Origin of the sequence: Micromonospora sp. NPDC127501 (assembly GCF_040302185.1) — a bacterium.
Taxonomy (GTDB): Bacteria; Actinomycetota; Actinomycetes; order Mycobacteriales; family Micromonosporaceae; genus Micromonospora.
Map to the genome: position 1 here is coordinate 342,442 of NZ_JBEORJ010000001.1, position 13,482 is coordinate 355,923.

Annotated in this window: 14 protein-coding genes; 2 read left to right on the forward strand and 12 right to left on the reverse strand. The window is 70.8% G+C overall.

The genetic code is table 11. The features are described from left to right. Window positions 1-42: 42 nt before the first annotated feature. The 4 genes from ABTW72_RS01415 to ABTW72_RS01430 all read right to left on the reverse strand — a co-directional run bounded on the left by ABTW72_RS01415 (window position 43) and on the right by ABTW72_RS01430 (window position 3,991). The gene (locus tag ABTW72_RS01415) at window positions 43-966 is read right to left on the reverse strand and encodes a peptidase inhibitor family I36 protein (protein WP_350852719.1); all 924 of its coding nucleotides are present in this window, start codon (window positions 964-966) and stop codon (window positions 43-45) included. A 6-nt stretch (window positions 967-972) separates the two neighbouring features. Then, window positions 973-1,857 (reverse strand): peptidase inhibitor family I36 protein, encoded by an 885-nt coding sequence (locus ABTW72_RS01420; RefSeq protein ID WP_350852722.1) that lies wholly within the window; start codon window positions 1,855-1,857, stop codon window positions 973-975. Window positions 1,858-1,889: 32 nt separating this feature from the next. Further along, complete coding sequence (locus tag ABTW72_RS01425) at window positions 1,890-2,753, reverse strand: peptidoglycan-binding domain-containing protein (protein ID WP_350852725.1); 864 nt, start codon at window positions 2,751-2,753, stop codon at window positions 1,890-1,892. A gap of 209 nt (window positions 2,754-2,962) precedes the next feature. After that, window positions 2,963-3,991, reverse strand: coding sequence for an NBR1-Ig-like domain-containing protein (locus ABTW72_RS01430; protein WP_350852728.1), 1,029 nt, complete (start codon window positions 3,989-3,991; stop codon window positions 2,963-2,965). A 137-nt stretch (window positions 3,992-4,128) separates the two neighbouring features. Between ABTW72_RS01430 and ABTW72_RS01435 the strand changes: the two genes are divergently transcribed. Next, window positions 4,129-4,545, forward strand: a complete 417-nt coding sequence (locus ABTW72_RS01435) for a hypothetical protein (RefSeq protein ID WP_350852731.1) — start codon at window positions 4,129-4,131, stop codon at window positions 4,543-4,545. Window positions 4,546-4,615: 70 nt separating this feature from the next. Here the strand turns inward: ABTW72_RS01435 and ABTW72_RS01440 are convergent, their stop codons facing one another. Together ABTW72_RS01440 and ABTW72_RS01445 are read right to left on the reverse strand one after the other, a co-directional pair. Then, entirely contained in the window at window positions 4,616-6,649 is a 2,034-nt protein-coding gene (locus ABTW72_RS01440; RefSeq protein WP_350852734.1) for a hypothetical protein, read from the reverse strand. A 67-nt stretch (window positions 6,650-6,716) separates the two neighbouring features. Next, window positions 6,717-7,964 carry an MFS transporter gene (locus ABTW72_RS01445; protein ID WP_350852737.1) on the reverse strand — a complete coding sequence of 416 codons (1,248 nt, stop codon included), beginning with the start codon at window positions 7,962-7,964 and terminating at the stop codon, window positions 6,717-6,719. Window positions 7,965-8,009: 45 nt separating this feature from the next. Between ABTW72_RS01445 and ABTW72_RS01450 the strand changes: the two genes are divergently transcribed. Further along, entirely contained in the window at window positions 8,010-8,555 is a 546-nt protein-coding gene (locus ABTW72_RS01450; RefSeq protein ID WP_350852740.1) for a CGNR zinc finger domain-containing protein, read from the forward strand. Between the two features lie 88 nt (window positions 8,556-8,643). Here the strand turns inward: ABTW72_RS01450 and ABTW72_RS01455 are convergent, their stop codons facing one another. The 6 genes from ABTW72_RS01455 to ABTW72_RS01480 all read right to left on the reverse strand — a co-directional run bounded on the left by ABTW72_RS01455 (window position 8,644) and on the right by ABTW72_RS01480 (window position 13,477). Continuing rightward, the gene (locus tag ABTW72_RS01455) at window positions 8,644-8,790 is read right to left on the reverse strand and encodes a hypothetical protein (RefSeq protein WP_167362386.1); all 147 of its coding nucleotides are present in this window, start codon (window positions 8,788-8,790) and stop codon (window positions 8,644-8,646) included. Window positions 8,791-8,922: 132 nt separating this feature from the next. After that, complete coding sequence (locus ABTW72_RS01460; RefSeq protein WP_350852743.1) at window positions 8,923-9,564, reverse strand: GNAT family N-acetyltransferase; 642 nt, start codon at window positions 9,562-9,564, stop codon at window positions 8,923-8,925. Window positions 9,565-9,736: 172 nt separating this feature from the next. Continuing rightward, the gene (locus ABTW72_RS01465; protein WP_350852746.1) at window positions 9,737-10,591 is read right to left on the reverse strand and encodes an ABC transporter ATP-binding protein; all 855 of its coding nucleotides are present in this window, start codon (window positions 10,589-10,591) and stop codon (window positions 9,737-9,739) included. Continuing rightward, on the reverse strand, window positions 10,588-11,691 hold the full coding sequence (locus ABTW72_RS01470; protein ID WP_350852749.1) for a FecCD family ABC transporter permease: 1,104 nt from the start codon (window positions 11,689-11,691) through the stop codon (window positions 10,588-10,590). The genes ABTW72_RS01465 and ABTW72_RS01470 overlap by 4 nt, the downstream gene beginning before the upstream one ends. Beyond that, on the reverse strand, window positions 11,688-12,476 hold the full coding sequence (locus ABTW72_RS01475) for a class I SAM-dependent methyltransferase (protein WP_350852751.1): 789 nt from the start codon (window positions 12,474-12,476) through the stop codon (window positions 11,688-11,690). The genes ABTW72_RS01470 and ABTW72_RS01475 overlap by 4 nt, the downstream gene beginning before the upstream one ends. Then, complete coding sequence (locus ABTW72_RS01480; RefSeq protein WP_350852754.1) at window positions 12,473-13,477, reverse strand: ABC transporter substrate-binding protein; 1,005 nt, start codon at window positions 13,475-13,477, stop codon at window positions 12,473-12,475. The genes ABTW72_RS01475 and ABTW72_RS01480 overlap by 4 nt, the downstream gene beginning before the upstream one ends. Window positions 13,478-13,482: the final 5 nt, after the last annotated feature.

A 13,482-nucleotide genomic window follows, 5' to 3' on the forward strand; every position in this document is an offset into this window, starting at 1 on the left:
CCCGCCGCAGAGTTGCGGCGGGCGGCGCGGTTGGTGCGTACCTCAGGAGAGCGCGATGTCGCGGTAGTAGTAGCGCAGGATCGCCTGGTAGTTCTTGCCCTCGTTGGCCAGATCACGCGAGCCGTACTGCGACAGCCAGTCCCCGTCCACCCAACCACCGCATGCGGTCGTCGTCGCGCAGTAGTGCGCCCGCAGGATGTTGCCGCTGCGGGTCATCCGGGCCGACCAGGTGCGGTCCACCGCGGCGGACGTCGACGTCTGTGCCGACGACGGCCGGTAGACCTGGTCGCCGGTGTCGTCCCGAACGTCGTAGCACTGTCCGCCGGACGTCTTCCGGGTCGAGTGCAGCGCCCAGTACCAGGCGTAGCTCTTGACGGCCATCGCACCGGCGTCCAGTGAGGCGGCCGGCCAGCTCGTCACCCACTCGTTCGGGAGGACGTTCTTGACGTACGTCTTGAAGTCGACCCGGTCGACGCGCCCGAGACTGACCCGGTAGACGAGGATGGTGCTCGGGAGCTTGCTGTTGGTGCCGTCGGTGCTACAGCCCGTCGGCCCGCTCAGCAACTCGTGCGAGGCGTTGTTGTTCTTCAGCGTGGCGTTGAGGTTGCCCTTCGCGCCGGCCGCGAAGTCCTGGTAAGAACCGGCGAAGTTGCTGTTGAAGTAGACCCGCACCGTCTTGCCGGTGCGGTTCCACACCGACGCGGCGTTGTTCTTCACGCACAGGCCCTTGCCGCTGCCCGCGCCCTTGAAGTCGTAGCAGGTCGGTTGGGTCGTACCGTAGTCGTCCAGTGAGTCGGTGAAGTCGGAGACCGAGCCCGCCTGGTTGCTGTTGTAGTAGTAGCAGAACTCGCCGCTGTCGCAGGTTCCGTCCCGGGTGGCCGCCGCTGCCGGCGAGGCGACACTCAGGATGGAGGTGGACATGGCGAGGACGGCGCCGACGATGGCGAGGCCCTTGCGGATGTTCATGGCGTCCTACTTCTCGTTGTAGCCCTGGGAGTTCCAGAACGCGGTCGGGTCGGCGTTGTCCAGGGTGGGGTCGCCGACGCTGACGGCCGCGTGGGTCTGCCGGCCGGCCCGGACCTCGACGTGGGTGTGCGCGCCCGAGCTGGAGGACACCCCGTGCCACGACTCATCGCCGATGATCTCGCCCTTGCTGATGGCGTCACCCACGCTCACCCCGGACCTCGGCGCGGTGTGCAGGTAGATCACCGTCTTGTTGAGTGAGGAGTTGAAGACGGAGATCGTGGACAGGCCGCCGCTGCCGGTGGCGCCCCGCGCGACGTAGGTGACCGTTCCGGAGACCAGGGCGCGCACGTCCGAGCCGACGCTGCGGGCGATGTCGATGCCCTCGTGCCGGCCGGGCGTGGTGGTGTAACCGTCGAAGGCGCACGTGACAGTGCCGCCGCTGGCCTGGTACAGGGCGTACGACAGGTTCGTGCGGGTCGACGGCGAGAACTGGTGCGAGGCGTTGTTGTTCTTCAGCGTGGCGTTGAGGTTTCCCTTCGCGCCGGCCGCGAAGTCCTGGTAAGAACCGGCGTAGCCGCTGTTGTAGTAGACGCGTACCGTCTTGGTGCTGCGGTTCCAGACCGAGGCGGCCTCGTTCTTGATGCACAGGCCCTTGCCAGCGCCAGCGCCCTTGAAGTCGTAGCACGAGGGCTGCTCGGTGCCGTAGTCGTCGAGCGAACCGGTGAAGTCCGAGATCGATCCCGCGTTGTCGCTGTTGTAGTAGTAGCAGAATTCGCCGCTGTCGCAGACGCCGTCTCGGGCAGCCGCCGACGCGGGCGACGCGACGCTGAGGATCGAGGTGGTCGCGGCCAGCGCGACGCCGACGGCGGCGAGGCTTTTACGGATGTTCATGGTGTCCTTTCAGAACGGTGAAGGGGTGCGGGTCACTGCCCGCGCTGGTACTGCTCCCAGGTCTTGATCGGGACCCGGGGGCCGTCGTCCGGTCCCTGGTTGGCCAGGCCGTTCATGCCGAGGTAGTAGTCGCCGACCTGGTGCTGCGCCTGACTGGACAGGTCCGTGTCGTTGATCGCCGTGGCGTGGATGTGCCACGGCCAGTCGCCCTGATTCGGGTTACGGACCCAGGCCGCGAAGCCGACCTGACGCAGGGCCCGGGCGACGGCGGTGCGCTTGGCGGCGGTCATGCCGGTGACCGCGATGTCCACCACACCCCCGCCGTCGTGCGTACCGGCCGAGGTGGGGTCGCCGCCCGGGTTGTACGAGCCCTGGTCGAGCACCAGGGCGTAGCCGAGCAGACGCTGCGCCTCGACCAACATGGCCTGCGTACGGGCGTTGACGACGTACCCGTCACGCGAGACCTTCGCGCCCGGGCCGATCGTGTTGCCGACCGTGTAGCGGTTCTGCCCGAGCTTCGTCAGCGACGTCGTGCCGGGCAGCCCGTTCGCGGCCAGCCCGGTGTAACCGAGCGAGCGTTGGTACGCCGCGTACGCCGAGACGGTCTGGGTGCCGAAGTACCCGTCGACCCACTGAGCGTTCAGCAGGTTCTGGGCCTGGAGCGCCTGTTCGACGGCGAGTACGGAGCTCTTCGCGCCCGGGGTCAGGGTGTTGTCGGCCCGGCGGGGGTCGATCTGGGCGGCCAGGACGGTGGCCTCCATGTCCACGACCGGTTGCGCGGCCGCGGTGACGGTTCGCTGCGCTGTGGCGCCGGATGTCGCGGCCCACGCGTGGGCCGGAACCCCGACGGCCACGCAGAGCGCGGCGAGCCCGACGGACAACCAGGGACGGCGCACTGTCGATCCTCCTCGCAGTTGGTGAGTCGTTCGGAACGGACATCACAGTGCGAGAATCGACCTGCTGTTCGGTACCCCTGCTGTCCTGTCAGATCCGTCAGGCCGTCCCCGACCTCGATGGATGTGCTGTTGTCAGCTTTGGTCGCACCGGGACTGACATCGAGCGATCGCCGCTCTTACACCGGCCAGGGCGACCCGGGGGGGCGCACTCAGGCGGTGACGGTGACCATGAAGTACACCGGCCGGCGGGTGGGAAAGTACTCCTGCCCGTTCTCGTCGACCATCTTCCAGCTGACCCAGCACTTCCCGGGACGGCTCGGCGCGGTGACCTCGACACTGATCATCACCTGCTCGTCGGGCGGTGTGTCACCGATCGCCACCCGGTCCGGCACCCGGCAGCCGTCGGCATCGGCGGTGGGGTTGGTGCGGGCGAGGTAGCGGTTGTGCCAGGCGACCTTCCCCACGTTCTTGAGGGCCCACACCTTGACGAACTGGGAGTTCACCCGCACCCGGGTGCCGTCGGGGATGGTGACGTCGGAGATGAACTTGCTGGAGTCGCCGGGGATCAGCGAATCCGAGAACGCTGAGGCCGACGGCGACACCGACGGTGCGGACGACGCCGCCACCGCGCCGGAGTCGTCCCGTGACGACCGGCCGCGGACGACGACGCCCAGGACGGCGACCATCGCCACCACCAGGACCACCGCGGCCGCGGCGAGCCATGGCAGCCGGGGCCGCCGTGCACCCGCGACGTCCTCGTCCGTCGGCGGATAGTCAGTGCTCCGCAGCGCGTCCCGCTCCTCCGGCGACGGCAGGGGGACGACGGACACGACGGGCCCGTGGGTCTCCGGGGCGTCGGTCCCGGTGTCGGGCTCCATTCCACCCGTGGTGATCGGGATGTCGGCACCGGCCGGGGAATCGGTGCTGACCGGCGCGGCATCGCCATCCGCGATGTCGTGGACCGTCCCGGGACGCTGCGCCTCCTCCCAGCGACGCCGCCACTGGACCTCGTCCGCCTCGCAGGCTCGGACGAACTCCCGCACGGTCTCCCAGGACGGGAACCTGGTCCCGGCGGCGGCCTCGTGCAGCGTGGTGTGCGAGATCCGACCCGACCGCCCAGCCATCTTGCGGAACGACGGGTCACCGGCGGCGGTCCGCAGGGCCCGGAGCTGTTCGGCGAACCCCTCGGCGGCCTGTCTGTCCTGAATCGACTGAGCGGCGGCACGCTGGTCCTTCATCACTCCCCCATGTCAGACGACGTTGTCAGGCGTTGTCAGAGCGTGTCAGAGGGTACCGAACGGGCCTCGGCCGCCATCAATGTGGTGCATCGACGACACCGGGCTCCACGGATCCGGTGCATTGAAGGAGGTCACCGATGAAGAACCTTTCCCGCCGTGGCGTACGCGTCCTCGCGGCCGCCGGTCTGGCTGTGCCGGCGACCCTGGCGTTCGCCGGACCCGCGCACGCCGAGACCAACCCGCGCTGCGCCGGCTCGGTGCAGATCGGCGCGACCGCGTACGTCACCGTCGGCGGTCAGACCGCGGCATCGGTCAAGCAGTACAAGGGGTGCGGCAAGAACTACGCCTACACGTACGTGTGGCAGCAGTACCGGGCCAGCCACGGCTCGTACCAGGTCTGCACCTCCATCGTTACCGGAAGCACGCTGCGCGACCTGCAGTGTTCCAGTGGTCCGGAGGTCTGGTCCCTGGGCGCCAACACGCTGTCGGTGTGCACCCGGGCCCTCGGCGGCATCTCGGACGTGGCGCAGAAGGAGACCGAGGTGCGCTGCTGACCCGGCAGGGTCGACGTTTTCCGGCGGGGCGCTGGCACGGCCAGCGCCCCGCTTCGTTCCGATCTTCGCGTCATGGGCAGGGCGTCCGCGCGCAAACGTCGGCGACCTTGCCGGTGAGCAGGAAGACCGCCTTCTGTTTCTGGGCTCCGGCCTGGGCGCGGGGGAACTCGTGCGGATCGTCGCCGTACTCCGGGCCGGCCGGGGCGAGGTTGGTCGGCGGTGGCGCGTAGGCCGTGCCGCTGTTCCAGATCACGATCGCCGAGCCGGTGTACGGGTAGTGGCGGATCGGCGCGATGCCCCAGTACGGCCGCACGTCCAGTGACCAGCCGTCGGCGAGCGCGGGGGTGTGCAGGCGCGCGCCGATGGTGCGCGCCTGCACCTCCGCCGCCGCCGGCGAGACCTGCTGGTCGCCGAAGGCCACGTGCATCAGCACCTGGTGCGTCGGGGTGCGCGGTAGTGGCCGGTCGGTCATGTGCTGGGCGTACCCGTTGGCCTCGGACCGGTCCCACAACATCTGGAGCAGCGCGAGGACCAGTTGTTGGTCGACCTTGTCCGGGTAGTAGCCGTCCAGCACGGTCTGGAACGGTGCGAAGTCCACGCTGCGTTGCAGCAGCGTGGAGTAGTTCATCGCCGGTACGCCGAGCACCGACCGGGTCCAGTCCTGGGCGATGGCGGTGAGCGCGCCTCCGTTGATGCCGCCCTGACTGTTGCCGTCGTAGTGCAGCCCGCCGACGCGATTGATCAGCGGCCGGGCGGTGGCGTCCCGGAACGCCGGGTGAGCGGCGAACCCAGCCGGGTGGATCATCGCGCGGCCCAGGAAGAGGAAGTTCAGGAAGCTCTGCTGCAACCGGTCCGCCACCGCGGGGAACACACTGAGGTCGGTGAAGGCGTTGGCCACGAAGGGAACGTCGGCGGCGGCCATGCCGATCCAACTGGTCGCGCAGAAGGTGAAGTTGTGGGTGTTCGACATCGTCCTGACGTTGCCGGCGTTGATCTCGGTCGGTCGGCCGAGCAGTCCGTGGCCGTAGAGCGAGAGGTGGGCCGGCCGCGCGGCCGAGGCACTGCGCGGGATGTTGCAGACGAAGTCCGCCGCCACCGTCGCGCCGGACGGCGTGGGCAGGGCGTTCGGCGTGGGCGGTGTCCCGGTGCCGCTGGCCGGGCCGTAGTGCAGGCGGGAGCCGGGCCCACCGTCACCGGTCAGATAGGACGGTACGCCGATGGTGCCGCTGACCTGCCGGGCGATCAGCGGATCCTGCTCCGGTGAATAGTCGGTCACCTGGGTGACGGTGACCGGCGGCGCGGCCCGGCCGAGGTCCGCGAACGCGTCGTCCCGGACCGCCACCATCCGCCCGGTCAGCCCGTGCCGGCTGGCCACTGTGAAGTCCCAGGCCAGGTAGAGGTCGTGCCGCTTGACGCCGGTCCGGCTCAGCTCGGCGACGATCCGCCTCAGTTGCGGCCCCCGCGCGTCCCGCTGCTTGCGGTCGGCACCGCTCAGGTACGCCGTGAACGCCTTCGGCGCCGGAATCAACGCCCCGTCGCCGTCGCGCAGACCGCGCAACCCGACGACGTAGCGAGCGCCCTCGGTCAGCGCCACCGCCGGCCGGATGATCAGCAGCTGCCGGTCGGGCTGGCCGGCGGCGTGCGCGTCCAACTCGGCCCAGTACGGCGTGCGCTCACCGGTCCGGGTGTTGAGCAGCACGATCGGCGCGTTCGGCGCCAGCGAGCGGCCGATGTCCGTGACCGGCGCGATCCCGCTCGCCGCGGCGTCGAGGCCGGGTACGCGCACCAGGATCGGTGAGCCCGGACTGAACCCGTCCTGCCGGTTCCACTCCGTCGGGTCGATCGGGGTTCCCTGCACGTTGGCGGGCATCGCGGCGGCCGCAAACCGCACCCGCTTGCCGGTGGGGCTGCTCCGGTCCGGCACGGTGAAGTAGTCGTTCGGGAACGGCAGCAGGCAGGCGGTCGGGTCGATCGGGTCGCAGGACGGGTGCCCGGTCCGGGCGGGAGCCGTTGGCGGTGCGGCAGGGGCCGCCGTGCCGAGCAGGACGGCGGCTGCTGTCACCAGCACGGACACGGCCAGACGGAGCCCTCTGGAGGTGGTCACACGCATCTCCTTCGACGCTGGACGGCGGATCGACGGGTGGTGTTCTTCCTACGCTTGTGAAAGAAACTCAGCAAGCGTCGATGTGCCCGCCCACACCCGCTCCTGGGCGGGGCCGCAACTGCACGCCGCCCGCGATGCCCGCGACAACCGGGAAGGCGGCCACCACCAGCAGTTGAGCGCTCGCCGGCAGATCGGTGGCGAGGCCCAGGAGGCCGACGCCGATCGCCGAGGCGGCCACCTTCAATCCGGCGCCGATGGTGAAGACCTGCGTACGGATCGCCTCGGTGGCCAGGTGACTCCGGGCCAGGAACAGCGCCGCCCCGAACGGTCCGGTGAAGAGCCCCGACAGCGCGAACAGTGCGGCGGCCAGCGGCAGGGAGTGCACCGCGGCGGCCAACGCGAGGGGTATGCCGACCGCGACCATGGCCCAGACCGTCACGCGGGGTGCGCGGGACGCCGGCAGCGGACGCCATGCCCAGAGCAGTGATCCCACGAACGCGCCACCGGCGGTGACGCTGAGGAGCAATCCGGCTCGGCTGGGTTCGTGCGCAGCCGCAGCGAGGGTGGTGGCGACGACGGCCATGCCGCCGAGGCCCAGTTGGCCGACGCTGGTGGCGAGTGTGATCGTTCGCAGGGCCGGGTTCCGCGCGATCGCGCGGGCACCCTGGAGCAGGTCGACCGCTCGGGTCCGCTCCGCTGCGGCGGCGGAGGGGAGCAGGCGCAGGGACGCGACGCCGAGTGCGCCGAGCCCGCCGGCGGCCGCGAGCGCGAGGGTGGCGGTGCTCGGGCTGGCGGAGGCCGCCACCAGCCCCACCGTCGCCGGCCCGACCATGCCGGCGACGTTGTAGCACAACGAGTCCAGCGCGAAGGCACGAGCCTCGCGCCCGGGGCCGGCCAGTGCGGCCAGTTGGCTGGTCAGCCCGCCGGTCACCGCGGGCCCGCAGCACCCCGCTATCGCGAGGACGAGGTAGGTCTGCCACAGCGGCGCGTGACCGAGCAGGGCGACCAGGGCCGCGAGGGCGCCAGCGAAGACGGCGATCGCGGCAGCGAGCACGGCTGCTGGCCGTCGCGACCGGTCGACCAGCCCGCCGACCAGGGGCGCGGCCACGACGTGCGGGAGGAGCAGGGTCGCGACCAACGTCCCGCCGACGGCGGCGCTGCCCGTCCGGTCCAGGGCGAAGATCACCAGCGCGACGCGTGCGCCTTCGTCAGCGGTACGGGCCAGCAGCGCCGCGACCAGGTAGTGAGTCAGCCGAGCGCCGTCGCGGCGGGTACCGGGGTCCAGTTCCGTCACCTGTTCGACCGGTGATGACATCGCTTCACTCTTGCACCGCGTCGCGTCACCGGTCAATATGGTGACGTGAGGTTCGAGTTCATCGCCGATCGGCCGGTACTGGACTTCCTTCCCACTCTCGCCGAGCGCGGCCACGCGGACGTCGAGCAGCTGAGGGCGCCAACAGACTTCGCGGAATGGGCCGTCCAGGCCGGCATCGTCGAGCGAGCGCCTGATGTGGACGAGGCCGGCCTGCGGCACGTGAAGGCACTCCGAGAGGCGATGTTCCGCCTGGTCCAAGCTCTGATCGACGGCACCGAGGCGGCCCCGACCGACCGTGAGCTGGTGAATGGAGCCGCGGCGGGGTCGCTACCCACGCTGCGCCTTGACGTCGACGGGGTGCACCGCAACGGCGACCTGAACTCCGTCCTGACGGTCCTCGCCCGCGACTGCCTGGAGTTGCACGCCAGCGACGACCGTCTGGCCCTCCGCTGGTGCGCCGACGAACACTGCACCCGAGCGTTCGTCGACCGGTCGCGAGGCGCACGGCGGCGCTGGTGCGGCATGCGCGGCTGTGGAGACCGCGCCAAGGCCGCCGCGTACCGCCAGCGACGGCGGACAACGATCCTGTGAGAGCAACAGACTGGCGGTCGGTGGCCGGCAGCCTGATCGTGCTCTGGCTGCTGACCACCGACCGCATCAACGACGACTCACGGAAAGGTCAGTCGGTGATCACCGGCCAGGCGTAGGCGAGCAGGGCGCAGGCGGCACCCAGAAGCGCGAGCGAGACACCCCTCGTGGGCAGCGGCAGAGCAGCGAGCACGATCAGGATGACGGCGACGATGTAGAGAAATGCCTGGACCGACATGGTGCTCTCCTCGATCAGGGGTAGCGGGCGGCTGACGTCATCCGCGGGATGCCCCCGGGCGTGATCTCGGAAACCCTCCTGCCGATCACGGTTCGACCCACAGTGGCACGTGCGGGTCGTCTGGTGGAGTGCCTACGTCCGGAGAAGAAGCGCTTCGGCGCCCACCGGTCGGAAACCCGCCGCCTGGAACGCGCGCACGCTGCGCGCGTTGCCGGCGGCCTGCTGGGCCCAGATCGGCTGGCCGTCGGGCACCAGATGTCGGGCGGCCGTCGCCAACGCCCGCCCCAGACCTCGGTGGCGACGTTCGTCGTCGACCTCTATCGCCGCCTCCCAACGGCCGGCCACCCCTCGGCCGAGCACGACCACCCCACCCTCGGCGCCCCAGACGCGGATGTCGTCACGGCGCCGACGGGACCTGACCTCGCGAGGATGATCGGCGTCCGCCAGCTCAGTCAGGTGCAACGGAGGTGGCCCGGCAAGGCAACTCGCCACGGTCAGCAGGTCGATCGTGTCCATGGAGCGCCGGGTGCGGTCGAGCAGCGCACCCAGGAAACGCGGATTCATCGTGGCCGCCAGGGCGTCGCAGTCGAGGGTGGCCAGCGTACGACGTACCCACTGGGGGTCTTCGTCGGTGAACACCACCGAGTGCCCGGTGAAGGCGATGACCCCAGCGTCACGGCGGCTTGGCTGCGGCACCACTGTGGTCCCGCCGTCCGGTGGCGGAAAGCGCCCGTGCGCCGCCGCGTCCAGGATGTCGGTCAACGTGCGGTCCATGGTCGCCTCTCCCCCGGTCCCCGACCGCACGGCTGCCGAGGGCGGACGCGACAGTGCGCCTGCCGCCCCTTGCCACCGCGCGGACCAAACAGTGCTCAGACATCCTCCCGCGTGGAGTGGGGCACTGTGTGCCGCGGTGTATCGGCCCCCGCGTCGTCAGCTCCGTCGGCGCCTATGTCGCGTGGCTGCGGTACCAGATCCGGGGCCGACCGTCAGCGCCGATGTCAACGTCCGTGCGCACCTGGTAGACCTGCTCGATCCGGCTGGTGGTGAGAACCTCGACGGGCGTACCCGCCGCGACCACCCGCCCGCTGTGCAGAAGCACCAGCCGGTCGCAGTACTGCGCGGCCAGGTTGAGGTCGTGCAGGGTCACCACGACGGTGGTGGCCGACTCGGCGAGGAACCGCAACAGTTCCAACTGATGCCGGATGTCCAGGTGGTTTGTCGGCTCGTCGAGCAGCAGCAGATCCGGTTCCTGCACCAGAGCGCGGGCCAGATCCACCCGCTGCCGCTCGCCACCGGAGAGGCTGGACCAGCGCCGCTGCTCGAACCCGGCCAGGCCGGCTTCGGCGAGCGCGCGCCGCGCCAGGTCCAGATCCGCGGCGCCGACCCCGGCAAGGCGAGGCCGGTACGGGGTCCGGCCCAGCAGGACCACCTCCAGTGCGGACATCTCCACGTCGGTGGCCACCTGCTGGGTGACCACCGCGATCCGTCGAGCCAGCGCACGCCGGGGTATCGCGCCCACCGCGACGTCGTCGAGCAGCACCCGCCCGGACTCCGGCCGCGCCAGCCCGGCCAGTAGTCGCAGCAGGCTCGACTTGCCGGAGCCGTTCGGCCCGAGCAGCCCGACCGTGGCGCCCGGTTCGGCGGTGAGCGCCACCCCGGCCAGGATCCGTACGCCGGCCACGCCCCACCCGATCCCGTCCGTGTGCAGCCGCGCCGGCAACGCTTTCGCCGGGTACGGATCACCGCCGGTCGCTCGACCACTGCCGCCCGCTCCCCCGCCGGCGGCGCCCGACCCGATCACGGCGTACCCGTGCGGCGTCGCATGACCAGCGCGAACACCGGCACCCCGAGCAGCGCGGTGAGCACGCCCACCGGCAGTTCCTGTGGCGAGAAGGCGGTCCGCGCCACGGTGTCCGCCCAAATCAGGAAGATCGCGCCGATCACCGCGCAGGCGGGCAGCAGCGTCCGATGCCCGGAGCCGAACAGGAACCGTACGGCGTGCGGCACGGTCAACCCGACGAAACCGATGGCGCCGCTCGCCGCGACCAGCGCGGCCGCCATCAGGGCGGTGACGGTGAACAGCAGCAGCCGGGTGCGCCCGGGGGAGAAACCGAGCGAGCGGGCGGTATCGGTGCCGAACGCGAACGCGTCCAGCGCCGACGCACTGGCCCAACAGACCAACAGGCCGACGGCGACCACCACGGCGCCCAGCGTCACCGATGCCCAGGAGGCCGCCGTTAGCGAGCCGAGCAGCCAGAACGTCACGCTACGGGTGTCCTGGGTGTGCGCGTCGGAGATCACGATCAGGCTGGTCACCGCGCTGAAGAGCTGCGACACCGCCACCCCGGCGAGAACGATCCGGGTCGGCTCGCCGGCCCGCCGGCCGGCCAGCAGCAGCACCGCGCCGAACGCGGCCATGCTGCCGACGAACGCGCCGGTGGTCAGGTCGACCGGGCCGGCGCCGATCCGAATGCCGAGTACCAGCACCGCCACCGCTCCGGTGGAGGCGCCGGACGAGACACCGAGCAGGAACGGGTCGGCGAGGGGATTTCGCGTGAGCGCCTGGAGCACCGCCCCGCACACCGCCAGACCGGCACCGACCAACGCGGCCAACAGCACACGGGGCAGCCGGAGATCCCACACGATGCTGTCCGGCAACGCCGGTAGCGGCTGGACCGGCAGGCCCACGTGGCTGGCCACCGCGCGTAGAACGCTGTCGACCGGCAGGTCGGCCGAGCCCACGCTGACCGCCGCCGCGATGGTGACGAGCAGCAGGAGCAGGGCCAGCGGCAGGACGTACCGGCCGTTCTTCGAGATGCCGGTAACAGGTGGTGAGTCCCCTCGCGTCGACCCGGGCGGGCCGCTCGTCGAGACGAGGGATCGTGCGGCTCGCGGGTTCATCGGCGGGCGAACACCACGTAGTCGTCCAGGTACTGCCAGACGGTGCCGACCTCGGCGAACCCGGCCGTGCGAAGGGCAGCCAGGTGGAACGCCAGTGAGGCTGGGGCCTGCGGCGGCCGGTCGGCGAACCGCCGTTCCCGCTGGGCAGCCAGGCCGGCCAGTTCCGGGTGTCGGGCTGCCTCGGCGTACCAGGCGGAGTAGGTGAGCGCTCCGGCAGCAAACGTCTCCTGCTGCACCTGCGTGTCGTGCCGACCGGCGATGTCGCGCAGGGTGCGCGCCGATTCGTCATAGCGGAGGTGGTCGGCGTTGAGCAGCACACCACCGGCGGGCAGCAGCAGCGCCACTGTGGTGTAGACCCGCAGCAGTTCCTCCGGCGCGAGCCAGTGCAGTGCCGTCGAGGTGAGCACGGCGTCGACCCGCCGTCCGGTCAGCGCCTCCTCCCAGCCGTCAGCCACCAGGTCGACGTCGTGGACCTCGACCCGTGCGGCGTACCGGTCCAGGGCACGCCGCGCGATTTCCAGCAGGATCGGGTCGTAGTCGACCGCGACGGCGGTGGCGCGGGGGAACTGGGCCAGCATCCGGTCGCTGATCGCACCGGGACCGCAGGCCAGATCGAGGATGGTGAGGTCGTCCGGGCAGTGCAGCCGCAGCACGTCGGCCATCGCGTCGAACCGCAGATCGCGGTGGGCGACATAGGCGGACTGCTGGTCGTTCCAGAGTTCGAGCAGGCGGCGGGCGGCCGACTGGTCCAACGCGGCGACCTCGGCGCCGGCCGGCGCGGTCATCGGGCGGTCCCGTGCAGGTTGGCGCCGACCAGTTCCGCCGCCTGGACGCTGCGGATCGACGGGTCCATCGACGAGCCGGGCACTGTGACGAACCGTCCGGCGACCACCGCGTCCAGCTTCGAGGTCACCGGGTTGCGGCGCAGAAAGTCGATCTTTGATTGGGCGCTGTCGCCGTCGCCGCCCCGGGTCAGATCGGCCAACACGATCACCTCCGGGTTGCGTTTGGCGATCTCCTCCCAGTTGCCGGCCGGCCACTTCTGGCTGGCATCGGTGAACGCGTTGCGGGCGCCCAGCAGCGAGCTGATCGCGTCCGGAACCCCGCCGTGCCCAGCCACGTACGGGGTGCTCGTTCCGGAGTAGTACCAGAGGAGTGACGGGCCGGCGTTCGGCGCGGCCGTTGGCGCCGCACCTCGGGCGGCGTCCAACCGACTCTGCTGGTCGTGGATCAGCTTGTCGGCCCGCTCCGGGACGCCGAAGACGCTGGCGATGTCGCGGATCTCGTCGAAGATCCCGTCGAAGGTGACCGTCTGGGTCGCGTCCGCCGGCTTCTCGCAGGCGAACTCGGAGAGGTACGCCGGCACGCCGAGCGTGGCCAGGTCAGCGCGCGAGCCCGCGGCGTCCGAGGCGTACGCGGAGGTGTAGGTCGAGTAGACGAAGTCCGGGTTCACCGCCCGGACCGCCTCTCGTGAGGGGTAGAGCTTGGCCAGCACCGGCACCTTCGTGTACGCCGGGCGCAGCTCGGGCAGCACCGGGTCGGTCTGGTAGCTGGTGCCGACCATCCGATCGGCGAGACCCAGGCTGAGCATGATCTCGGTGGCGTTCTGTTCCAGTGCGATCGCGCGCTGGGGCGGCGCGGGGACGCTGACCGGCAGTCCGCAGTTGGTCAGATGGACCGGGTTGGCCAGGTGGTCCTGCGCGGCCGGTGCGGAGGCTCCCCCGTCGGAGCAGCCGGCCACGGTCAGCACCAGGCACAGGCCGGTCTTAATGAAAACGGTTTTCATGGGCG